21 protein-coding genes are annotated in these 22501 nt (G+C 71.8%); 10 read left to right on the top strand and 11 right to left on the bottom strand.

Going from position 1 to position 22501, the window contains the following annotated elements; genetic code table 11:
• Positions 1 to 19: 19 nt before the first annotated feature.
• From JUB13_RS05350 to JUB13_RS05365, 4 genes are all read right to left on the bottom strand, one after another.
• Complete coding sequence (locus tag JUB13_RS05350) at positions 20 to 919, bottom strand: NAD(P)H-hydrate dehydratase (RefSeq protein ID WP_328702868.1); 900 nt, start codon at positions 917 to 919, stop codon at positions 20 to 22.
• A complete protein-coding gene (locus JUB13_RS05355; protein WP_211115473.1) occupies positions 916 to 1707 on the bottom strand; it encodes a histidine phosphatase family protein in 792 nt (263 codons plus the stop codon). Before JUB13_RS05355 ends, JUB13_RS05350 begins: the two co-directional genes overlap by 4 nt.
• A 63-nt stretch (positions 1708 to 1770) precedes the next feature.
• Positions 1771 to 2412 (bottom strand): NapC/NirT family cytochrome c, encoded by a 642-nt coding sequence (locus tag JUB13_RS05360; protein ID WP_207477758.1) that lies wholly within the window; start codon positions 2410 to 2412, stop codon positions 1771 to 1773.
• A gap of 114 nt (positions 2413 to 2526) precedes the next feature.
• Positions 2527 to 3462, bottom strand: a complete 936-nt coding sequence (locus JUB13_RS05365) for an NAD-dependent epimerase/dehydratase family protein (protein ID WP_207477759.1) — start codon at positions 3460 to 3462, stop codon at positions 2527 to 2529.
• Between the two features lie 106 nt (positions 3463 to 3568).
• Between JUB13_RS05365 and JUB13_RS05370 the strand changes: the two genes are divergently transcribed.
• The 4 genes from JUB13_RS05370 (at position 3569) to JUB13_RS05385 (ending at position 8389) form a co-directional block, all read left to right on the top strand.
• Entirely contained in the window at positions 3569 to 4153 is a 585-nt protein-coding gene (locus JUB13_RS05370; protein WP_207477760.1) for a helix-turn-helix domain-containing protein, read from the top strand.
• Positions 4154 to 4270: 117 nt separating this feature from the next.
• On the top strand, positions 4271 to 4960 hold the full coding sequence (locus tag JUB13_RS05375) for a hypothetical protein (RefSeq protein WP_207477761.1): 690 nt from the start codon (positions 4271 to 4273) through the stop codon (positions 4958 to 4960).
• A gap of 133 nt (positions 4961 to 5093) precedes the next feature.
• Positions 5094 to 6200 carry a redox-regulated ATPase YchF gene (ychF, locus tag JUB13_RS05380; RefSeq protein ID WP_207477762.1) on the top strand — a complete coding sequence of 369 codons (1107 nt, stop codon included), beginning with the start codon at positions 5094 to 5096 and terminating at the stop codon, positions 6198 to 6200.
• Positions 6201 to 6343: 143 nt separating this feature from the next.
• Positions 6344 to 8389, top strand: a complete 2046-nt coding sequence (locus tag JUB13_RS05385; RefSeq protein WP_207477763.1) for a putative bifunctional diguanylate cyclase/phosphodiesterase — start codon at positions 6344 to 6346, stop codon at positions 8387 to 8389.
• A 31-nt stretch (positions 8390 to 8420) separates the two neighbouring features.
• Here the strand turns inward: JUB13_RS05385 and JUB13_RS05390 are convergent, their stop codons facing one another.
• The 4 genes from JUB13_RS05390 to JUB13_RS05405 all read right to left on the bottom strand — a co-directional run bounded on the left by JUB13_RS05390 (position 8421) and on the right by JUB13_RS05405 (position 12358).
• Positions 8421 to 9404, bottom strand: a complete 984-nt coding sequence (locus JUB13_RS05390; RefSeq protein WP_207477764.1) for a sensor histidine kinase — start codon at positions 9402 to 9404, stop codon at positions 8421 to 8423.
• 162 nt (positions 9405 to 9566) lie between these two features.
• Positions 9567 to 10160 (bottom strand): DedA family protein, encoded by a 594-nt coding sequence (locus tag JUB13_RS05395; protein WP_207477765.1) that lies wholly within the window; start codon positions 10158 to 10160, stop codon positions 9567 to 9569.
• Positions 10161 to 10274: 114 nt separating this feature from the next.
• Positions 10275 to 11648, bottom strand: coding sequence for an ATP-binding protein (locus JUB13_RS05400; RefSeq protein ID WP_207477766.1), 1374 nt, complete (start codon positions 11646 to 11648; stop codon positions 10275 to 10277).
• Positions 11645 to 12358 carry a response regulator gene (locus JUB13_RS05405; protein ID WP_207477767.1) on the bottom strand — a complete coding sequence of 238 codons (714 nt, stop codon included), beginning with the start codon at positions 12356 to 12358 and terminating at the stop codon, positions 11645 to 11647. Before JUB13_RS05405 ends, JUB13_RS05400 begins: the two co-directional genes overlap by 4 nt.
• Before the next feature lie 173 nt (positions 12359 to 12531).
• On the opposite strand from JUB13_RS05405, the gene JUB13_RS05410 reads away from it, so the two are divergent.
• On the top strand, positions 12532 to 13074 hold the full coding sequence (locus JUB13_RS05410) for a Spy/CpxP family protein refolding chaperone (RefSeq protein ID WP_207477768.1): 543 nt from the start codon (positions 12532 to 12534) through the stop codon (positions 13072 to 13074).
• A gap of 45 nt (positions 13075 to 13119) precedes the next feature.
• Here the strand turns inward: JUB13_RS05410 and JUB13_RS05415 are convergent, their stop codons facing one another.
• From JUB13_RS05415 to JUB13_RS05425, 3 genes are all read right to left on the bottom strand, one after another.
• Entirely contained in the window at positions 13120 to 13671 is a 552-nt protein-coding gene (locus JUB13_RS05415; protein WP_207478092.1) for a YqaA family protein, read from the bottom strand.
• A gap of 59 nt (positions 13672 to 13730) precedes the next feature.
• Positions 13731 to 13955, bottom strand: a complete 225-nt coding sequence (gene tatA / locus JUB13_RS05420; RefSeq protein WP_207477769.1) for a twin-arginine translocase TatA/TatE family subunit — start codon at positions 13953 to 13955, stop codon at positions 13731 to 13733.
• Between the two features lie 128 nt (positions 13956 to 14083).
• Entirely contained in the window at positions 14084 to 15103 is a 1020-nt protein-coding gene (locus tag JUB13_RS05425) for an NAD(P)/FAD-dependent oxidoreductase (protein WP_207477770.1), read from the bottom strand.
• A gap of 159 nt (positions 15104 to 15262) precedes the next feature.
• Between JUB13_RS05425 and tsaE the strand changes: the two genes are divergently transcribed.
• The 5 genes from tsaE (at position 15263) to JUB13_RS05450 (ending at position 22389) form a co-directional block, all read left to right on the top strand.
• Complete coding sequence (gene tsaE / locus JUB13_RS05430; protein WP_207477771.1) at positions 15263 to 15739, top strand: tRNA (adenosine(37)-N6)-threonylcarbamoyltransferase complex ATPase subunit type 1 TsaE; 477 nt, start codon at positions 15263 to 15265, stop codon at positions 15737 to 15739.
• Positions 15736 to 16743: an aminoglycoside phosphotransferase family protein gene (locus JUB13_RS05435; RefSeq protein WP_328702869.1), complete on the top strand. Its 1008-nt coding sequence runs from the start codon at positions 15736 to 15738 to the stop codon at positions 16741 to 16743. The genes tsaE and JUB13_RS05435 overlap by 4 nt, the downstream gene beginning before the upstream one ends.
• On the top strand, positions 16740 to 17462 hold the full coding sequence (locus JUB13_RS05440) for a nucleotidyltransferase family protein (protein WP_207477772.1): 723 nt from the start codon (positions 16740 to 16742) through the stop codon (positions 17460 to 17462). Before JUB13_RS05435 ends, JUB13_RS05440 begins: the two co-directional genes overlap by 4 nt.
• Complete coding sequence (gene addB / locus JUB13_RS05445; RefSeq protein WP_207477773.1) at positions 17459 to 20497, top strand: double-strand break repair protein AddB; 3039 nt, start codon at positions 17459 to 17461, stop codon at positions 20495 to 20497. Before JUB13_RS05440 ends, addB begins: the two co-directional genes overlap by 4 nt.
• Before the next feature lie 158 nt (positions 20498 to 20655).
• Complete coding sequence (locus JUB13_RS05450) at positions 20656 to 22389, top strand: sensor histidine kinase (RefSeq protein ID WP_207477774.1); 1734 nt, start codon at positions 20656 to 20658, stop codon at positions 22387 to 22389.
• Positions 22390 to 22501: the final 112 nt, after the last annotated feature.

Raw genomic sequence — 22501 nt, forward strand, 5'->3', positions numbered from 1 at the left:
AGGCAAGCCCCGCCAGCGCTCAGGCTTCAGGCTCCGCAGGGCCGAGAGCCGCCATGATGGCCGGGATCTCGGCCAGCAGCTCGCGGGCGAGAAAACCCAAAGGCCCCATTCGCCGGGTCAACCGGTTCCCGGCCTCGCCATGCAGGAAGACGGCCCAGACCGCCGCCTGCCCGGGCGTCGCCCCGCGGGCGAGCAGCCCGGCGACGATACCCGCCAGCGTGTCCCCCGAACCCGACGTCGCGAGCCCTACGCGCCCCCCGTCATAGGTCCAGGCCTCGCCCTCGGGCGAGACGATCCAGGTGCAACCGCCCTTCAGCGCCACCACCGCCCGCAGGTCCGCCGCGGCCCTGCGCGCGGCGGAGAGCGGATCGGCAGTCACGGCGTCGCGTTCGATCCCCAGCAGCGCGGCCATCTCGCCGGAATGGGGCGTGACGACGATCCGCCCGGCGTGGCGGGCGGGGATCGCTTGGCTGCCGAGGCAGACCAGGGCCTCGGCATCCAGGACGAAGGCGGGCCCCTCGGCGCCCGCGAGCAAGGCCGTGGTCAGCGCCGCGACGGCAGGCGGGTCCGTCATGCCGGGCCCCACCAGGACCGCGTCGCAACGCCCCACGCGCGGAACCAGCGCCTCGACCGAGGCAGGGTCGATGCCGCCGGCCGGAGTCTCCGGCAGACCCGAGACCAGGGCCTCGGGCACGGCCAAGCCGAGCGCGACCGAAGCGCTGCGGACGGTCGCGATCTGCAGCTTGCCCGCCCCCGCGCGCAGGGCGCCAATGCCGGCCAGCAGGGCTCCGCCGGGGACCTCGACGCTGCCGCCGACCACCAGGACGCGCCCGCGCTGCTCCTTGTCGCCGTCACCGTCCGGCTGGGGCAGCGGCATGCGGCGCAGAAGGTCCGGCGTGATGCGGACGGGATCGGTCACCGGGCACCCACGGGCCCGTCGGGCTCGGCGGTCACGGGGGCGCCCGCCTCCTCCAGGGGCGCCACGAAGTTGTAGCGGTGCAGGACCAGGCCCCCGTCATGACCGGCGCCGGGCTCGAAGCGGTACTCGGTGACCGAGCAGTTGGCCACCTCGGCCTCGGCGTCGATCGCCAGGATCTCGGCCTCCGTCATGTTCTCGATGAGATAGCGCAGGCACAGCACGACCACCTGATGCCCGACGATCAGGACGCGCCGCCCGCCGTGGTGCAGGCTGACGGTGTCCAGCGCGCTGCGCAGGCGCAGGATGACGTCGCACCAGCTCTCGCCCCCTGGCGGCCGGTGGTAGAACTTGCCGAGAAGTCGGCGGAACGCGGCCTGGTCCGGAAAGTCCTGCTCGATGCCCTTGCGCGTCAGGCGGTCGAGCACGCCGAACTCCTTCTCGCGCAGGCGCTCGTCGACCACGAAGTCCTTGGGATGCACGTGCAGGCCGCAGGCGGCGTGGATCCGCTCGGCGGTGTGGCGCGCGCGCAGATAGGGCGAGGTCATGACCACGTCGGGCCGCTCCTCGGCCGGGAGCGATGCGAACCAGCGGCCGAGCGCGTCGGACTGCCGCTCGCCAAGCGGGCTCAGCGGGACGTCGACGTCCCGCTGCTCGATGTCGATGCGCGCGAGCCCCGCCGCATGGGCGGCATCGCGCGCCACGTTCCCCGCGCTCTCGCCGTGCCGGACCACCCACAGCCGGTCCGGCCAGTGCTGCTGCACGAAATGTCCTGGGCTTCGCCTATCCATGCAGGCATAACCCGGCAGCGGCGCTTATGTTCGCCGCCGGCCCGGCGGCATCCGGCGTGCAGCCTAGTTCTGGGCCGTCTGGTCCCAGCCCGGCGGCACCCCCTGCATGTCGGGCAGGCGATGGGCGATGCCCTTGTGGCAGTCGATGCAGGTCCGGTCGCCGGTGAACAGGAACTGCTGGTGGATCGCGGCCGCCCGGGCACCCTGCTTGGTGATGTCCATGGATTCGGCGCTGTGGCAGTTCCGGCATTCCAGGCTGTTGTTTGCCTTCAGCCGCGCCCATTCGTGCTCGGCGAGTTCGCGGCGCATGGCCACGAACTTGTCGCGGGTATCGATGGTGCCGAAGATCTTGCCCCAGACCTCCTTGGACGCCTGCATCTTGCGGGCGATCTTGTCGGTCCATTCATGGGGGACGTGGCAGTCCGGGCAGGTCGTGCGCACGCCCGAACGGTTGGCGAAATGAGTCGTGGTCTTCAGCTCCTCGTAGACGTTGTCGCGCATCTCGTGGCATGAGACGCAGAACCGCTCGGTGTTCGTCAGCTCCAGCGCCGTGTTGAAGCCGCCCCAGAACACGACCCCGGCGGCGAAGCCGCCCAGCGTCAGGAAGCCCAGGCTGAGATAGGAGCTGGGACTGGCGATCACCCGCCAGGTCGTGAGCAGGAATCCGGGAAGCTTGGGTCTCGGGTCCGTCGCGTCGAGCGTCACCTTGTTGATCAGGCGCGAGGAATCGAACCAGGGAACGAAGAAGGCGCCGCCGAGCGCGATGACGCCGCAGAGCCAGAACGCGCCCTATTCCGACAGGGCGGAAGGGGCCGAGCCCTAGGGATCGCCGGTGGAAACGCCGGGGCTTGCCTTGAGGGCGTCCAGCATCTCCCGGAAACCCGTCCGGCAGACGAAACCGAGCCGGCGCGCCGCCCTGGAGGGATCGTAGACCCGGTCGATGGACTGGAACATCGTCCAGCCCAGCCGCGCGTAGGCCGCGGGATAGTCCGGGAAGTAGCGCGCGACCACCGCCGGCGCATCCTGGATCAGGGCGGCACAGTCCCCGCGCGAGAAGGGCGGCATGGCCGAGACGATGAAGACGTCGAAGCCGATCTGCGATGCGCGGTCCAGCGCCATCAGATGCGCCTCCGCCGCGTCCTCGACCGTGAGGCGCCGGAACAGCAGCTCGTTCGCCTTCGTGTTCGCGTCGGACTGGACGATGGCATGCGCCATGTCGTCGGCTTCCGGGAAGAAGCGCGCGGTGCGCAGCACCACGACGGGCAGCCCGGACTGCTCGTGGTAGAGGCGGCAGAGATGCTCGGCCGCGAGCTTGGTGACGCCGTAGATGTTGCGGGGCTCGGCCGGCGCCTCCTCGGTCAGCCAGGCGGCCTCGGCCGCGCCGCCCGCGCGTCCGGCCCGGATCGCGCGCGAGATCATCACCGACGTGGTCGAGGTGAAGACGAAGGCGCGCACGCCCTGAGCGAGGGCCTCCTCCAGCAGGTTGAAGGTGCCCTGCACGTTGACGGCCAGGAAGTCGGCTCGCCCGCGGCGCTCGATATCGGGCTTGTGGAGCGCCCCGGAATGCACGACCGCCTCGATGCCATGCCGGGCGATCGCCGCGGCGACGAAGGCGCGGTCCGCCACCGATCCGACCAACGCCGTGGTCGCGCCCGGCACGGGGTCCAGCCCGACCACCTCGTGCCCGGCCTCGCGAAGGCGCGGCACGAGCCGCCGCCCCAGCCACCCCGACGATCCCGTCACCAGCACCCGCATGGCCACCCCCTGCCCCGTCGTTCCTGCCCCTCCCCGCCGAGCGACCTTCTTGCCATCCGGCGCGGACGGGATGAACGTATTGTTTATGCGCGAGGGGAGAGGAGGCATGACCGCAAGGGAACTGCAGGCGCCGGAGGACGGTGCTCCCCCGACCATCGTCGGGCTCGGCCCGACGCTGGCGACTTGGCGCGCCGTACGGGGGATCAAGCAGAGCCATGCCGCGGAGCTCTGCGGCGTGTCGCAGGCAACCATCTCGCGCTGGGAAAGCGGGACGCAGGAGCCGACGCCCGGCCAGGCGGCCCGGCTGCGCCGCCTCATGGCGGCCCGGGCCGACAGTGCGGCCGACCGCGCCCTGCTGCGGCTCGTCCAGACCTCCCCGCACGAGATCCACCTCGTCTGCGATCTGACGCACCGGCTGCTCGCCGCCTCGCCGCGGCGGGTGGGCGCCTGGCGCGTTCCCGCAAACGCTCTGCTGGGCGTCTCCATGTGGCGCTTCGCGAGCCCCGAGATCGTCGCGGCCGAGCAACGCCTGGCCACCCTCGGCTGGTTCGGCGCCGCCCCTCCGGAGGTCCCGGTGGAGACCGGCGAGAATGCCTCGCAGGACGTGCCGATCCGGCGCGGGCGCTTCCGCTGGATCCGCCTCCAGCTCGCCGACGGCTCCTTCGCGCGGCTGGTGGAATCCGAGGGCTGATAGAGGCGCCTGAGCTCGGGGCGGAGCTTCGCCGGGCCTGAATTTTGCCGCAGGCGGAACCTATCTTGGGGATGCGGCGGCTTCGTGAGAGCGCCGGCGACAGGACCGGGGTTCCAGATGCGGCTGCTTCGCCTTGCCATGACACCGCTGTTGGCGGCCGGGGTGCTCGTCGCGGTGCCGTCGGACGGCTCGGCCAAGGGCGCCTGCCCGCCGGCCCCGGACGAGCCCACGGTGGCATTCCGGCCGCGCGAGGCCAGCCCCGAGATCATCGAGCGGCTCCCGCGCGCGGAGATCCAGCGGATCGCAAGGCGCGATCCCGGGATCCGGACCCGCGGTGGGCACGTCAACGGCCTGACCCAGGCGGAGTTCGCGCTGAAGATCAGCGGCAGCGTGACGGCGGTCCGGCTCCCGCAGGGCGGCTTCTGCGTCTATCCCGGGCGGCTCGAGGTCGAGTACGGCTATCCCACGACGCGGGTCTACCTGCCGCGGGAATACGGCGCGGACGGGATGGAATGCGCCCGCGAGGCCGTGCGCGAGCACGAGCTGACCCATGTGCGCTTCAACCAGGAGACGCTGGAGCGGCATGGACCGCGGATCGAGGAGGCCGCGCGCCGGGCCGTGGACGAGGTCTCGGCCGGGATCGTGGCGCGCAGTGTCGATGCGGGCGGACGGCGGATCTATGAGCGCGTGGCGAGCGTTGCGGGCAAGGCGGTGAAGGCCATGGAGCGCGAGCGCAATGCCCTTCATGCCGGCATCGACACGGCCGACAGCTACCGGCAGACGACCGCCCGCTGCGCCCAATGGTGAGCGCCCCTGCGGCCGTGCTGGCTGCCACGATGGTGCCGTGGCGGGGCCACGGCGGAGATTGACCTTTGCGTCGCGGCGGCGCGCAGGATAAAACCCCGGCGTTTCCGGAACGGATCAAGGACGGCGGGCTCCCATGGGCTTCAACTGCGGCATCGTCGGGCTGCCCAATGTCGGCAAGTCGACCCTCTTCAACGCATTGACCGCCACCCAGGCGGCCGAGGCCGCGAATTTCCCGTTCTGCACCAAGGAGCCCAATGTGGGGCGCCTGGGCGTCCCCGATCCGCGCCTGACCCGCCTGGCCGAGATCGCCAAGTCCGCCAAGGTGATCCCGACCCAGCTCGAGATCGTGGACATCGCCGGGCTGATCCGCGGCGCCAGCAAGGGCGAGGGGCTGGGCAACCAGTTCCTGGCGAACATCCGCGAGGTCGACGCCATCATCCATGTCCTGCGCTGCTTCGAAGACGGTGACGTCACCCATGTCGAGGGCGACATCGATCCGCTGCGCGACGCCGAGACCGTGGATACCGAGCTGATGCTGGCCGACCTCGACAGCCTTGAGCGGCGGCTGGTCGCGACCCAGAAGAAGGCGAAGACCGGCGACAAGGAGGCCAAGGCCCAGGCCGACGTGATGGAGAAGGCTGTCGCAGCCCTGCAGGCCGGCCGCCCCGCGCGTACGGTGCTGCCCGACCTTTCCGACGAGCAGCGGGAGGTGTTCAAGGCGCTGACCCTGCTGACCGGGAAGCCCGTGCTTTACGTCGCCAATGTCGAGGAGGCCTCGGCCGCCGCCGGAAACGCCCTGTCCGAGCGCGTCGCGCGCATGGCCCGGGAGCAGGGCGCGGAGGCGATCGTCGTCTCCGCCGCCATCGAGGCCGAGGTGGCGCAGCTCGCCGATCCCGCCGAGAAGCAGGAGTTCCTGGAGACCCTCGGCCTCGAGGAGCCCGGGCTCAACAAGGTGATCCGAGCGGGCTACAAGCTGCTCGATCTCATCACCTTCTTCACGGTCGGCCCCAAGGAGGCGCGCGCCTGGACCGTCCGGCGCGGCGCGAAGGCGCCAGAGGCTGCCGGCGTGATCCACACGGACTTCGAGCGCGGCTTCATCCGGGCCGAGACGATCGCCTATGACGACTTCGTGGCGCTGGGCGGCGAGCAGGGCGCCAAGGAGGCCGGAAAAATGCGGCAGGAAGGCAAGGAATACCTCGTCCAGGACGGCGACATCTTCCATTTCCGCTTCAACGTCTGAGTCCGGGAACCCACAGCCGGGGCAATCCCCCAATAAAGGAAAAATCACCGGGATCTCACGGGCCGCTGCCTGTTGAGCGTGCCATCCTCGCCCTCGGCCGCATCCGCGGCCAGTGATACCGCGCGGGGACGTTCGGACGGCCGATGGTCAGGAATCCGGAGAGGCGGGGCGCCAGCCTCGACGATGCCGCCACACAGCCTGTGGCCGTTATCGAGTGCGGCCCCAGCGCGACCTTCCTTGTCCTGACAGCCAACGAGAGCTTCGCGGCCCTGCTGGGCCTCGTCCCCTCCACAGTGGTCGGCCGGCGGCTCGGCGAGCTGGCCGGCCAGGTGCCGGCAGCCCGACCGCTCGCGGAACTGCTCGCGGCAGGTATCGAGGCAGCGGCCCTCCTGCCCATGGGCCCCGGCGTACTGCGCTGCGAGCCGCTCCCACCGGAGCCGGACGGGCGGCGCCTGGTCGTGGTCACCGGGCAGGACGAGACCGCGTCCGAGGCCGCCGCGCCGCCCGACGATGCCGCCCTGCAGGCCCTTTTCGCGGGTGCGCCATTCGGCATCGCGATCGGCGGGGCCGATGGCCGCCTGCTCCAGGCCAACCCGGCCCTCTGGACGTGGTTGGGAGCTTCCGAAACCGACACCGCGGGCCGCCGGCTTCTCGACGTGCTTCAGATCGAGGAGCGCAGCGGCGTGGAGGCCGCGCTGGACGACATCCTCTCGGGCCAAACGCGGACCTGGCGCGGCGAGGTCCGCCTGCGTCCCGGCGCCGGCAGCGGCCGGGTCGTTCGGGCACGCCTTTCCGCCTGGACGGTGCCGGGATCGCCGGCCGAAGGCAGCCGCGCCCCGGCCCTGGTGCTCACCCTGGAGGACCTGACCGACTCGCGCCGGGCCGAAGCCGAGGCACGCCGCGCCGCGCGCTACGACCCGGTCACGGGCCTTCCAGGCCGGCCGCTCTTTCTGCGCCGCGTGGCCGACGCGCTGGCCCGCGCCGACGGCCGGCCGGCATCCCTTGTCGCCATCGGATTTGAGCGCCTCCCCGCCCTGTTGCTGGCGCTGGAGCCGACGGAGGCGGAGCGGTTGGCGCTCAGCGTCGTCGACCGGATCCGCCAGCATGCAGGCCCCCGCGCGGTGCTTGGCCAGCTGGGCGACGGCGTTTTCGGCGCCGTGCTGCCCGATGCGGACACGCCCGAGGCTGCCGAGGCCGCGCTGAGCCGCCTTGCGGAAGCCTTCGCGCGGCCGCTCTCCGCCGAGGGCGGCGGCCTGGTCCTGACGCCGACGCTGGGCGCCGGCCTGCACCCCCGCGACGCCGCCGACGCGGCCGGGCTGATCCGGACCGCCGGCGCCGCGCTGGAGCGCGCGCGTGGACGTCCGACGCGACGCTGGGCGCTCTACGAGCCGAGGATGGCCGGCGCGGCGCTGGCCCGCATGACGCTGGAGGGCAAGCTGCGCCGCGCCATCGAGCGCGGCGATCTGGAGCTGCACTACCAGCCCCAGGCCGAGACGACGGGCCTTGCCGTCACGGGCTTCGAGGCGCTGGTGCGCTGGCGGGACGCCGACACCGGCAGCCCGGTGCCGCCCTCAGAATTCATACCCGTGGCCGAGGAGAGCGGGCTGATCCTGCCGCTGGGAGAATGGGTCCTCGGCGAGGCCTGCCGGCAGATCGCCGCGTGGCGCACGGCCGGCCTGCCCCTGGTGCCGGTCTCGGTCAATCTGTCGGGCCGGCAGCTCGCCGACCCGCTGCTCTGCCAAAAGGCGCTCGATGCGCTGGCGCGCTATGGCGTCGCGCCCGAGCACCTGAAGATCGAGCTGACCGAGACGGCCCTTTTCGGGAGCTCCGGAGGCGATCGGGAGGCGCTGGCCCAGCTCCACGAGGCCGGCGTTCGGCTCTTGCTGGACGATTTCGGGACCGGCTATTCGTCGCTGAGCTACCTGAAGCGCTTTCCCATCGAAGCGCTGAAGATCGACCGGAGCTTCGTGCACGGCATGACCGAGGACCCCGATTCCGCGGTCATCGTGCAGGCGACGATCAACATGGCCCATGCCCTGGGGATGCGCGTGGTCGCCGAGGGCGTCGAGACTCCCGAGGAGCTGACCTTCCTGCGGGCCTACCGCTGCGACCAGGTTCAGGGCTACCTGATCGCGAAGCCGCTGCCGGCGGCAGAAGTGGCCGCCATGCTGCACGGCCCGACGGGCTGAGGGCCGGCGGCCGCAGCCGCGTCCCAGGCCGTCAGACCGGAGGCAGCACGATGCGGTGGCGCGTCCCGCCGCCGGTCTCGGTCTCGATCCTTGCGGCGGCCTGGCCGCACAGCCGCCGCACGAGCCTGAATCCCAGCGTCCGCGGCCGGTCGGGAAAGGAATCCGGCGGCAGGCCGATGCCGTCATCGGTCACGGTGACGACGACCGTTCCGTCCACCCCGCCCAGCGCCTCTATCCGCACGGTTCCGGTCCGCCCGCCGGGGAAGGCATGGCGGACGGCGTTGGTCAGAAGCTCGTTCACGATCAGGCCCAACGGCACCGTCCGGTCCAGCGGGAGGCTGATGTCCCCGGCCTCGACTGTCACGGCGATGTCCTTGCGCTCCTGCAGGATACCGGCAGGGCGGGCCAGCGAGCGCAGGTAGTCGCCGAGGTCGATATTCGCAAAATTGCCGCCCTCGTGCAGGCGCTCCTGCGTCAGCGCGATGGAGCGCACCCGGCCTGCCGTCTCGATGAGCTTGGCCCTGGCCTCGGTGCCCGCACCCGTGGCCTGCAGCTCCAGCAGGCTGAGAATAAGCTGCATGTTGTTCCGGACCCTGTGGTGGACCTCCCGCAGGAGCACCTCCTTGTCCTCCACGGCCTGCTTCATGTCGGTAATGTCGATGCAGGACCCGAAATAGCCCGCGAAAGCCCCGTCGTCCCCGAGGAAAGGCCGCCCGTTGTCCAGGAGCCAACGGTACTCGCCGTCGTGCCGGCGCAGCCGGTACGGCATGGTGAAGGGCTCGCGCGCATCGAAGGCGCTGGTGTAGATCGCGATGCAGCGATCATGGTCGTCCGGATGGACTCTCTCGGCCCAGCCGAACCCGAGCTCCTGCTCCATGGTCCGACCGGTGAAATCGAGCCAGGGCTTGTTGAAGAAGTCGCAGGCTTTCGTCGTATCGGCGCGCCAGATCATCACGGGCGCGTCGTCGGCCAGCAAGCGGAACTGGTCGTCACCGCCAGACTTCGTCCTGGACATCGAACCCACTCCCCTCGGTCCCGCTGCAGCCCGGCCGCGATCATGCACGTCCGGCACCCGTAACGAGTGAGCGTCGGGACATGGATGGCATGGCGGATATGCGACGTCCAGGCGCGTTGGCCTACGGACATCGTCGCGGCCGCGCGGTCACGGCCGCCGGCATCAGCGTCGGAAGGTCACGACGCGGTAGAGATAGAAGGCGACCAGCGCGATCAGGATGAATTTCGAGACGGGGTCTACATACCCCGCGACCCGTGAATACTGGTCTTCCAGCAGGTAGCCGGCGCAGGCGAGCAGCGTCGACCATAGGGCCGTGCCCAGGGACGAATAGACCATGAACCTGCCGATCGACATGCCGGAGACCCCGGCCGGCACCGAGATCAGCGTACGTACGGCGGGAACCAGCCGCCCCGCCAGCACGGTGCGTCCCGCATGACCCTGGAACCACCGGGTGGCCTTGTCGATCTCCTCGGGATGCAGGGTGATCCAGCGCCCGTGGCGGTCGGCCCAGCGCTTCAGCCGCTCGGTGCCGAACCAGAGCCCGACGAAATACCAGAACACGGCCCCCGCGACGGCGCCAGCCGTGCCCGAGAGCACCACCAGCGAGAGCTGCAGGTCGCCCTTGGCCGAGGCGAAACCCGCAAGCGGCATGATCAGCTCGGACGGAATGGGCGGAAAGACGTTCTCCAGGAACATGAGGACCGCCACCCCCACATAGCCCGTCCGCTCGACCACCCCGACGATCCACTCGAACACGCCGATCCCCCTCCGGCCGCACCATGCTGAGAACGGCCGCGCAGCCGTTTCATCCGCGGGAATAACGGATAACCGCCCGGCCACCCCTGCCGGGCGAGGCGCCGGCGACGCGTGCTACTCGATGGTATCCGGCAGCAGCAGCCGCGCACGCAGCCCGCCCTCGGGCCGGTTCTCCAGGATCACGTCGCCGCCATGGGCGCGCGCGACCGTGCGGGCGACCGAGAGCCCGAGCCCCGTTCCGCCGGTGTCGCGCGAGCGCGAGCGCTCGATCCGGTAGAAGGGCTGGAAGACCTTCTCGAGCTCGGCCTCGGGAATGCCGGGGCCGGAATCCTCGACCACGACCGCCACCTGCCCGGGCTGCTCGTCGAGATGGATGCGCGCGGTGCCGCCGTATTTCAGCGCGTTGTCCACGAGGTTCGATACGGCGCGGCGCAGCGCCACGGGACGGCAGGCCAGCGTGCGGTGGTTCGGCCCCTCGTAGACAACCTGCAGGCCAGCATCGGCGAGATCGTCCGCGAGCGTCGCCAGCATCGCGCCGACATCGAGCAGCGCGCGCTGCTCCTTGCGCGCGTCGTCCCGGGCGAAGGCCAGGGTGGAGGCGATCATCGCCTCCATCTGGTCGAGATCCTCGAGCATCCGGCGCTGCTGCTCGGGATCGTCCACGAACTCCGCCCGCAGCCGCATGCGCGTCAGCGGCGTGCGCAGATCGTGGCTGATCGCGGCCAGCATCTGGGTGCGATCCTCGACGAAGCGGCGCAGGCGCTCCTGCATGCGGTTGAAGGCACGCGTCGCGATGCGCAGCTCGCGCGGGCCGGTCTCCGGCAGCAGCGGGGCCTCGCCATCGACGCCGAGCCGCTCGGCCGCCCGGGCGAAGGCGGCGACGGGGGCGGTCACGCGCCGCGCCGCCCACCACGACAGGCCCACGATCACCAGCGCCACCAGCCCCATCCAGAGCGCGAACCGGATCAGGCGGAACGGGCCGTCCCGCTCGGGATCGGCCGTGAACCCGACCCAGCTCCCGTCGTTCAGGGCCACGGCCAGGTGCAGCGTTCCCGCGGGCTCGCGCGGCGAGCCCGCGGACAGCGGACCCGGCGGCAGCAGGATCGAGCGCTCGAAGCCCACCAGGACCGGGCGGTCGCCGTCGCCGAGCGCCCGGCGGATGCGGCCGCGCACGAAGTCGCCGGGAAAGCCTGGGCCGGCATCCAGCCCGCGCGGCGGGCGCTCGGACCACGAGACCGAAAGCCCGGGCGCATCGACCGCCTCGACGACGCGCCCGCGCTCGGAGGGCGGCGTCGTCTCGACCAGCCGGACGATGGCGGCGACCCGCCGCGAGAGGACGCCGGGCCCATGCGGGGGCGGGCCGCCCTCGCCGCGGTCCGTCACGTAGACCAGGGCGCTGACAGCCTGGGCCAGCAGCAGCGCCACCACCACTGTCAGCGCGATGCGGGATGCGATGCCCAGCGGCTCGCGCGGCCAGAGGCGGATCATCGCGGCGCCACCGAGGGGGTGAAGAGATAGCCGCCGCCGCGCACGGTCTTGATCAGGGTCGGCTCCTTGGGATCCGGCTCGATCTTGCGGCGCAGCCGGCCCACCTGCACGTCGACGCTGCGGTCGAAGGGGGCCGCGGCCCGCCCGCGGGCGAGGTCCAGGAGCTGGTCGCGCGAGAGCACGCGGCGCGGATGCTCGGCGAAGGCCGTCAACAGGTCGAACTCGCCGGCGCTGAGCTGCACGAGGGCGCCCGCAGGGTCGCGCAGCTCGCGCCGGGCCAGGTCGAGCTCCCAGCCCTCGAAGGCCAGCACGCGGCCGGTGGCGCCGGGCTCCTCGGCCTCGCCGGACCGCCGCAGCACGGCCTTGATGCGGGCCAGCAGCTCGCGCGGGTTGAAGGGCTTCGGCAGGTAGTCGTCGGCCCCCATCTCCAGCCCCACGATGCGATCCGTCTCCTCGCCCACGGCGGTCAGCATCACGATCGGGATGCGGCTCGTCGCACGCAGGCGGCGGGTCAGGCTCAGCCCGTCCTCGCCCGGCATCATCAGGTCCAGGACGATCAGGTCGATCCGGGAATCCTGCAGCACGCGGAACATCTCGGCGCCGTCCCGGGCGGGGGTGACGCGATAACCATGCTTGTCCAGGAACCGGGCGACGAGGTCCCGGATCTCCCGGTCGTCGTCGACAACGAGCAGGTGCGGCTGGCGGTCCATGAAGCGCACCATCGGTCGGCGCGCGTGCGCGGGAAAGCGGAAAATTGTAACCGTCGGTAACCGTCTCCGGGGACGTTACCGACGGTTACAAAATCGGCCCCGGAGCGACATGAAGGGGTTACAGGTCGCGGCGAGAGTGGGCCCATCGAAACCATCCGCCTCGGAGGACGGAGATGAAGACGAAATCCCTGATCGGTGCCGCGGTCGTGCTCGGCGCGCTGACGGTGTCCGCCCCGCTGATGGCGCAGAGCGGCGGGCCCGGCGGCCCGGGCCGCGGTCCCGGCGGCCCCATGTTCGGCGCCGCCCGCATGTGCGAGAACCGCGAGGCCCGCACCGCCGGCATGCTGGCCTATGCCGAGAAGCGCCTGAACATCACCGAGAGCCAGCGTGGCGCCTGGGACACCTTCAGGCAGGCGGCGGAAGCCAGCGGCGCTCCCGTCGCGCAGGCATGCAGCGAGCTGGCCGCGGCCCAGCCACCCCGCACCCTGCCCGAGCGCATGGCGCGCATGGAACGTTTCCACGAGGCCACGCTGCAGCAGATGAAGACGCTGCGTCCGGCGGTCGAGACGCTCTACGCACAGCTCACGCCGGAGCAGCGCCAGACCGCCGACCAGCTGATGTCCCGCGGCGGCTGGCGCGGACGCGGTCATGGACACGGCGGTTTCGGACCCGGCGGCCATGCCCCCAGCGAGCCGGGCGAACACCAGCGCGGCTGACCGTCGGCGGGCGGAGCTTCGGCTCCGCCCGCAACTCTTCGGAGATCAGAACAGCTTCACGGCGGCGAAGCCGAGGATGACCAGCACGACGGCCGCCGTCGTGACCAGGGTCAGGCGCTTCTCGACGAAGGTCTGGATCGGCGGACCGAACTTGTAGAGCAGCGCCGCCACCAGAAAGAAGCGCATGGAGCGCGAGACCACCGAGGCCGCGATGAAGACCCAGAGGTCCAGGCGCGCCACGCCGGCGGTGATCGTCAGCAGCTTGTAAGGGATCGGCGTCATCCCCTTGATCAGCAGGATCTCGCCCCCGTAGTTCTGGAAGAGTTCCCTGAACTCCGCGAACTTGGCGTCCAGGTGATAGAAGGCGACGATATGCTCGCCGATGGCCTCGAACAGGAAGAGGCCGATCGCGTATCCCGCGAGGCCGCCCAGGACCGAGGTCAAGGTGCACCAGGCCGCAAGCCGCCACCACTGCTCGCGCCGCGCCAGCACCATGGGGATCAGCATGATGTCGGGCGGGATCGGGAAGAAGGAGCTCTCGGCGAAGGAGACGGCGCCCAGCCATGCGGGGCCGGAACGGCTGCCGGCCTTGGCCATGGTCCAGCGGTAGAGGCGCTCCAGCGCCGAGGGGCGGCGCTCGGCCGCGGCCTCCACGCTCACGAACGCACCTCCGGCGAGCGCACGGAGGCGCCAGGCGCTGCCTGCTCGCCCTCATGCGCCGAGACCTGGAGCGGCGCCTCCGCCGGCTCGTCCTTCAGCCCGGACTTGAAGCTGCGGATCCCCTTGCCGAGGTCGCCCATCACGGACGGCAGCTTGCCGGCTCCGAAGATGATCAGGACGATCAGCAGGATGACCAGGATTTCAGTTACTCCGAGGCTCATCTCTCAATTCCGTCCCCGACGGCGCAAAGGCATGGCGCGGCCGGTCGGCCGCGCGTCAGGCGACATGCTCCACAGATGCCCGCCGGGCGCAAGCGTCAAAGAAGGCCACGCCCGACGGAGCATCGACCTCAGGCGGCGGGCACGCCCTTGCTGGTGGAGTATTCGAAATGCAGGACCTCGCCGGGATGGACCAGCGGGAAGATCGCATGGGCCGCGTGGGCCGCTTCGGCGAAGCCCGTGAGGATCAGCTTCAGCTTGGTCGGATATGTCGCGATGTCGCCGATGGCGAAGATCCCGGGCGCGCTGGTCGCCGCCGTGCCGTGCTCGACCGTGATGTGGTTGCGCTCGAGGTTCAGCCCCCATTCGGCGATCGGGCCCAGGTTCATGGCGAGGCCGAAGAAGGGCAGCAGGGCGTCGGCCTCCAGCAGCCGGGTCTCCCCTTCCAGGGTCTCGACCCGCACGCCGGTGATCTGCCCGTCCGCCCCCTCCAGCCCGGCGAGCTGGTAGGGCACCACCAGCTCGATCCTTCCGTCCCGTGCGAGCTGGTCCAGGCGGGCCGTGCTCTCCGGCGCCGCGCGGAACTTCGGCCGCCGGTGCACGACCATCACCCGGGATGCCACTTCGGAGAGCGAGATGGCCCAGTCGACGGCGCTGTCGCCGCCGCCGGCGATCACGACGCGCTTGCCGGCGAAGTCCTGGCGGCGCTTCACGAGATAATGGACGGACCTGCCCTCGTAGGCCTCGATCCCGTCCAGGGGCGGGCGGTTCGGGCCGAAGGCGCCGACTCCCGCCGCGATCACCACGGCCCGCGCTTCGATCACGGTCCCGGCCGAGGTCTCCAGCCGCCAGCGGCCGCCGTCCAGCGGCGACAGCCTCTCGACGCGCTGGCCGAGATGGTAGACGGGCTCGAAGGGTGCCGCCTGCTCCTCCAGCCTTGCGATCAGGTCGCCCGCATCGATCGCGGGATGGGCGGGGATGTCGTAGATCGGCTTCTCGGGATAGAGCGCCGTGCACTGCCCGCCCACCATGTCGAGGCTGTCCACCACATGGCAGCGCATGCGCAGCATGCCGCATTCGAAGATCGCGAAGAGGCCGACCGGCCCCGCGCCGATGATGGCGACGTCGGTGCTGTGGACGGTGCTGGACATGGCGGGTCTCCGGCGCTGGGGGCGGAGCGTGTTTTCCCCGGTTTGCGGGCGGACATCAACCCCCGAAGCGAGGACGCGCGGCCGCGCCATTCGCATGAGCCCGTGTGTCCCGGTCTTGGCCCTTGAAGCGGCCCCGCCGGCGCACCACACTGCGCCGCCATGCCGACCGCCGCATCGACGCCACCCATCGACCTGCCTGACGAGGACGCGACCCGCGCCCTCGCGACGCGCCTGGCCCCGCGCCTGCGCCAGGGTGACCTGGTGGCGCTGCGCGGCGATCTCGGCGCGGGGAAGACAGCCTTCGCCCGCGCTCTCATCCGGGCCCTGACCGACCCGGAGGAGGAAGTGCCGAGCCCGACCTTCACCCTGGTCCAGACCTACGACGCGCCGTCGGGGACGATATGGCATTTCGACCTCTATCGCCTTGCCGGGCCGGAGGAGGTGCTCGAGCTCGGCTGGGACGAGGCCGCGGGCGGCATCGCCCTGGTCGAATGGCCCGAGCGCCTGGGCCGTATGCTGCCGCCCGACCGGCTGGAGCTTGAGCTGGCCGTGACCGGGCCCGGCTCGCGCAGGGCCGTCCTGGCGGGCGGCCCATCCTGGGCCGGGCGTCTGGCAGGGCTGGAGGGCAGATCGTGAGCGCCGACCGCATCACCGCCTTCCTCGACCTCGCCGGCTGGGCCGGCGCCAGGCGCCGGCCGCTCGCCGGCGACGCCTCGGCCCGGCGCTACGAAAGGCTGGCGCGCCCCGGCGGCACGGCGATCCTGATGGATTCCCCCGATCCCGCGAACGACGTGGTCCCGTTCCTGAAGGTCGCCGCGATCCTGCGCGAGATCGGCCTATCGGTCCCCGCCGTGCTGGCGGCCGACCCCGGCCAGGGCCTCCTGCTGCTCGAGGATTTCGGCGATTCGACCTTCACCAGGCTGATGGAGGCGGGCGAGGATCCTGCCGCGCTGTACCGCCTGGCGACCGACGCGTTGGTCCGCCTCCACCGGTTCTTCGATCCCGCCGCGGCGGAGGACCTGCCGCGCTACGACGCCGACCTGTTCGTGGGGCAGGTCATGCTCTTCGCCGAGACGTACCTGCCCCACGCGCTGGGCCGCGAGCCCACAGGCGCGGAGCGGAGTGCGCTCGAGGCCGCGTGGCGCCGCGTGGTCAGGCCCGCCTGCGAGGCCGTGCCCTCGTCGCTCCTGCACCGGGACTGGCACGTCGACAACCTGATGCGGCTCGAAGGGCGGCAGGGCGCCGCGGCCTGCGGCATCCTGGACTTCCAGCAGGCGGGGCTCGGCCCGGTCTCCTACGACCTCGTCTCGATCCTCGAGGATGCGCGCCGGGATGTGCCCGACGCCGTCCGGCAGGCCGAGATCGATCATTACCTCGCGGCGTTTCCCGGGCTCGACCGGGGCCGGTTCCTGGGATCCTACGGCGTGATGGGGGCGGTCCGGCACACCCGGATCCTCGCGGTCTTCGCGCGGCTCTGGCTCCGGGACGGGCGGGCGGGATACCTTCAGCACATGCCCCGGGTCTGGCGGCTGCTGGAGGGCCAGCTGGCCCGGGCCGAGCTGGCGCCCGTGCGCGCCTGGTTCGATGCCACCCTGCCGCCCGAGACCCGCGCCCCCCTGTTCGTATCGAAGTCGGAATGATGATCTCCCTGACCCACGCCATGGTGCTGGCCGCAGGCCTGGGCACGCGCATGCGCCCGCTGACGCTGGAACGCCCGAAGCCGCTGATCGAGGTCTGCGGCCGCACGCTGCTCGACCATGCCCTGGACCGGATCCAGGAGGCCGGCATCGGGAACGCGGTCGTGAACACCCATTACATGGGCGAAATGATCGCCTCGCATCTCGCCGGCCGCACGACGCCGCGGATCGACCTCTCGCCGGAGCCCGAGCTCCTGGAAACCGGCGGTGGCGTCGCGCGCGCCCTGCCAAAGCTCGGCGGCGGGCCCTTCCTGGTCGCCAATGCCGACAATCTCTGGTTCGACGGCCCCCGGCCGGCGGTGGAGCGCATGGTCCGGGCCTTCGATCCCGAGGCCATGGACACCCTGCTGCTTCTCGTGCCCACGGTCGCCTCCTACGGCTATGACGGGCCCGGCGACTACACCATGGACCAGGTCGGCCGCCTGACTCGGCGCGCGCCTGGCCGCGTCGCACCCTTCGTCTTCAGCGGCGTGATGATCGCCGCCCCCGCGGCCTACGCCGACGTGCCGGCGGGCGCCTTCTCGAACAACCTGCTTTTCGACCGGGCCCAGGAGCGCGGACGCCTGTTCGGCATCCGGCACGACGGGCTGTGGTTCCATGTCGGGACGCCCGATGCGATCGCGGAGGTCGAGCGGGTCATGGATTACAAGCCGCCCGCATGACCGGCGCGCCGGATCCCCGCGACGGCACGTTCCCCGGCGGCACGTCCTCCGACGGAACGGCCCGCGTCTACGCCGTCGATCCGGGCCGGCCCTTCGCCGACGCCCTGGCCGCGGGCATCCTGGACCATGTCGGAAGGGATCCGCTGGCGCTCTCGGGCTGCATCGTCCTGATGCCGACCCGCCGCGCCTGCCGCGCCCTGCGCGAGGCGTTCCTGCGGCTGTCCGGCGGCGAGCCGCTGCTGCTGCCGCGCCTCGCGCCGCTCGGCCAGCTCGACGCCGACGAGCTGGATCTGATGTCCACCGCCCTACCCGGCGGCGGCGACCTGGATCTGCCGCCGGCCTTCACGCCGCTCCGCCGGCAGCTCCTGCTGACCAAGCTGGTCCAGGGGACCGGCCTGACGCCGACCCCAGCCCAGGCGGCACGGCTCGCGGCCGAGCTTGCGCGGCTGCGCGACCAGATGCTGGCCGAGGGCATCGGCCTGGACCGCCTCGCGGGCCTGGTGCCCGACGACCATGCCCTGCACTGGCAGATCACGCTCGACTTCCTGAAGATCATCGGCGAGCACTGGCCCGCCATTGAGGCCGAGGAAGGCGCTATCGATGCAAGCGCCCGGCACAACCTCCTGATGCGCCGCCAGGCCGAGCTGTGGCGCGCCCGGCCGCCGACGGAGCCCGTGATCGCCGTCGCGGATCCGGGATCGAGCCGCGGAACGGCCGAGCTGCTGGCCGTCGTCGCCCGCCTGCCGCAGGGCGCCGTGGTGCTGCCGGGGCTGGACCTGGGCCTGGACGACGGCGCCTGGTCGGCGCTGGACGACGCCCATCCCCAGTTCGGCCTCTCCCGCATGATGGACGCCCTGGGCGTCGGACGCGCCGAGGTGCGCCCCTGGCCCTGCCCCGGCATCCCGGCGACGCCCCCCGCCCGCCCGCGCCTGCTCGGCGAGGCGCTGCGCCCCGCCGCCACCACCGAGGCCTGGCGCGAGCTCTCGGGCTTCTCCGAGGGGGATCTGGACGGGCTGTGGCGGATCGACTGCCCGACGCCCCAGGAGGAGGCGGCATCCATCGCGCTGCTGATGCGCCAAGCGCTGGAGACGCCGGAGCGCACGGCGGCACTGGTGACCCCGGATCGGGCCCTCGCCCGCCGGGTGGCGATGGCGCTGGAGCGCTGGGGCATCGCGGTCGACGATTCCGGCGGGCGCCCCCTGAGCGACACCGCCGTCGGCACGTTCCTGCGCCTGGTCTCGGACTGCGCGCTGAGGAATGCCGAGCCCGTGGCCCTGCTGACGCTGCTCAAGCACCCGCTGGCGGCCGGTGGGCGCGATCCCGCGGCCTTCCGCTCCCGCGCCCGGGCACTGGAACGGGCGGTACTGCGCGGCCCGCGGCCGGGCGCCGGTTTCGCCGGGCTGCGCGCAGCGCTGGAGGCGGCCGAGGACCGGCGCTTCGCGCGCCGGGACGCGCGACGGGAGCTGCTGGGCTGGGTGGAAGGGCTGGAGTCGCTGACCGAGCCCTGGCGCGCGGCGCTGGCCGACGGCGCGCCACGGCCCCTGGCGACCTGGCTGAAGCTTCATGGCGAGCTGGCCGAGGCGCTGGCCGCCACCGACCACGAGATCGGGCCACAGCGGCTCTGGCGCCACGAGGACGGCGAGGCGGCCGCCGGCTTCCTGAACGACCTGCTACGCGCCGCGGGCGATTTCGGCGACGTGGCCGGGACCGACTATCCCGCCCTGTTCGAGGCGCTGCTCGCCGCCGCGGCGCCGGTGCGCCCGCGCTATGGCCGGCACCCGCGCCTCAGCATCCTGGGCCTGCTGGAGGCGCGGCTGCAGCAGGCGGACGTGATCGTGCTGGGCGGCCTGAACGAGGGCACCTGGCCGCCCGAGCCCGCGGCGGATCCCTGGCTGTCGCGCCCCATGCGCAAGGCGCTGGGCCTGGCCTCGCCCGAGTTCCGGCTGGGGCTCGCGGCCCACGACTTCGCCATGCTGGCCTGCGCCCCACGGGTGGTGCTGACGCGGGCCGAGCGCGTCGACGGCACCCCGACGGTCCCGTCGCGCTGGCTGCTGCGCCTGGACGCCGTGCTGGACGGACTCGGCCTCGGCGGGATCATCGGGACAGGCGCCGAGACCTGGCTGTACTGGGCGGCGGAGCTCGACCGTCCCGCAAGGGTGCGCCCGGTCGGGCCGCCCGAACCGCGCCCGCCGGTCGCGGCGCGGCCGCGCAGGCTCTCGGTGACCCAGGTCGAGACCTGGATGCGCGATCCCTATGCCGTGTACGCGCGGCACGTGCTGGGCCTGTCGGCGCTGGACCCGATCGCCGCCGATCCGGGCGCGGCGGAGCGCGGCCAGTTCATCCACCTGGCCCTGGACGCCTTCGTGCGCGAGCATCCTGGCGCGCTTCCACCGGACGCGGTGCGCCGCCTGCTCGCGCTCGGCGAGCAGGCCTTCGGCGACCATCTCGCCCAGCCCGACGTCTGGGCATTCTGGTGGCCTCGCTTCGAGCGGGTCGCACGCTGGTTCGTCGCCCAGGAGCAGGCCCGGCGCGAGACGACCCGCCCCTTGCTGACCGAGGCATCGGGACGCATGGAGCTGGCGGGGCCGGCCGGCCCCTTCACCCTCGTCGCAAAGGCGGACAGGATCGACCTCATGCCCGATGGATCGCTGGCGATCCTGGACTACAAGACGGGCGCGCCGCCGAGCACGCGCGAGGTCGAGCTCGGCTTCGCCCCGCAGCTTCCGCTGGAGGCGGCGATCGCCGAGGCCGGCGGCTTCGAGCCGATCGAGGCAAGGCAAGTCTCGTCCCTGGCCTTCTGGAGGCTCTCGGGCGGAGATCCCCCGGGTGAGGAGAAGGCACTGCCGCCCGATGCGCTGCCGCGGCTCGTCGCCGAGGCGCGTGCAGGCCTGCTCGCCCTGATCCACGCCTTTGACGATCCCCGCACGCCGTACCGCGCCCTGCCCCGGCCCGAACGCGCCCCGCGCTACAGCGACTATGCCCATCTGGCCCGGGTCCAGGAATGGTCCACCGCCGGCGGCGACGGAGGCGAATAGCGCCATCGTGGCAAAGTCGCGGGGTGACTAAACAATTAGGCGAATTTCCATGGAAATTCAGGTAGAATTCTCGGCATAGAGCCATGCCGAATCCCACGTCCCCGAGTCCCAGCCGCCGGACGCCCCCCGCAAGCCGCCGTCCAGTGCGGTTCTGGGCCATGGCGGCGCTCGGGCTCGCATTTTACAACGGGCTGATCGCGTTTCAGGTCTGGCGGGACCGCGAGGCCCTGCTCCGCGCCGCCGCACTGGAGGCCGACCGCGCGACGCACCTGCTGGGCGAGCAGTTCGCCTCGGCCCTGGCCTTCATTTCGGCATCGCTCGAGACGCTGGACCTGCTGCTGGGGCGGCTGCCGGAGGCCTCTCGGGATGGCGGGACCGGGATCGAGACCGTGCGGGCGGTGATGGAAGCGAAGGCGCACCGGCTCGGCCTCGCACGCGGGTTCCTTGCGACGAGGCCCGACGGGCGGCTGCTGGTCGACGAGCTCGGCCCGCCGGCCCAGGCGCTGGACCTGTCGGACCGCGACTACTTCCGGGCCCATCTGCAGTCGCCCGGAAAGCGGCTCTATATCGGCGAGCCGGTCCTCGGACGCACCTCGGGCCAGTGGTTCATCGGCGTCAGCACGCCCCGCTCGGATCCCGAGAACCGCTTCGCCGGCGTGCTGGCGGCGATCGTCGACCCTGTCCGCATGGCCCGGGTGCTGGCCGAGGCGATCCCAGACGACGCGGTCGGCGCCGTGGTGGACGACCGCGGCCTCGTCCTGGCGCGCACCGGAGGACTGGAGGACCGGATCGGCCGGCCGGCCGGCCGCGACCCGGAGCTGAGCCCCGCGCCGGGGCGGCTGCGCGCGGCCTTCGCGGTGCCGGAGTTCCCGCTGACGGTCATCGTCTCCATGGAGGCTGCGGACGCCCTGCGGCCCTGGCACGACAAGCTGCCCTATTTCGGCCTCGTCATGGTCCTGCCCTCGGTCGCCGGACTGGCCGCGCTCGCCCTGATCCGGCGGAACCAGCGCGCGCTGGATGCCAGCCGCCAGGCGCTGGAAAGGCATGTGGCCGAGCTCCAGGCGACCCGCGCCCGCCTGGAGGAGCAGGCGACCATGATGCAGGCCCTGGCCGGGCAGAACGCCTTGGCGCGCTCGCGCGCGGAAGCGGCCAACATGGCGAAGTCGGTCTTCCTCGCCAACATGTCCCACGAGCTGCGCACGCCGCTGAATGCGATCATCGGCTTCGGAGAGATCATTGCGCGCCAGGAGCTCGGCCCCCTCGGCCATCTCGAGTACGTCTCCTTCGCCGCGGACATCCAGACGGCGGGGCGGCACCTGCTGGACATGATCAACGACATCCTGGACATCTCGAAGATCGAGGCCAACAAGTACGTCCTGAACCCGGAGACGATCTCGCTGCATGCCGTTGTGGACGCCTGCGTCCGGATCGTCCGGGGACGTGCCCGCGATGCCGGGATCGAGGTGACCAGCACGCTGCCGCCACTCGACCCGCTCGTGGCGGACGAGCGCGCGATCCGGCAGGTGCTGATCAACCTGCTGGCCAACGCGATCAAGTTCACGGGACCGGGCGGGAGGGTCACCCTGGGCGCAGAGGTCGAGGACGACCGGATGCGGATCTCGGTCACCGACACCGGCGTCGGCATCAGGGCCGAGGACATCCCGAAGCTCGGCCGCCCCTTCGAGCAGGCCGGCAACCAGCCCCGGGACAAGGCCTCCGGGACGGGGCTGGGCCTCGCGCTGAGCCGCAGGCTGGTGGAACTGCACGGCGGGCGGCTGCAGATCGAGAGCGAGCTTGGCAGGGGAACGACCGTCTGGTTCACGCTGCCCCTGAACGGACCTCCGCCGGCCCTGCCAGGCCTGCCGCATATTGAGGCCGGCGAGGGAATCTGAGCCGGCCGGAGCCGTCGCCCGAAAGCTGTGACGGAAAGCTGTGACGGGGCGCAGGCGCGAGGCGGGTTCCTTCCCTCGGCGGCGCTTCTCGCCTAAAAGACGGGTGACGCAG

The organism is Arenibaculum pallidiluteum (genome assembly GCF_017355985.1).
Classification (GTDB): domain Bacteria; phylum Pseudomonadota; class Alphaproteobacteria; order Azospirillales; family Azospirillaceae; genus Arenibaculum; species Arenibaculum pallidiluteum.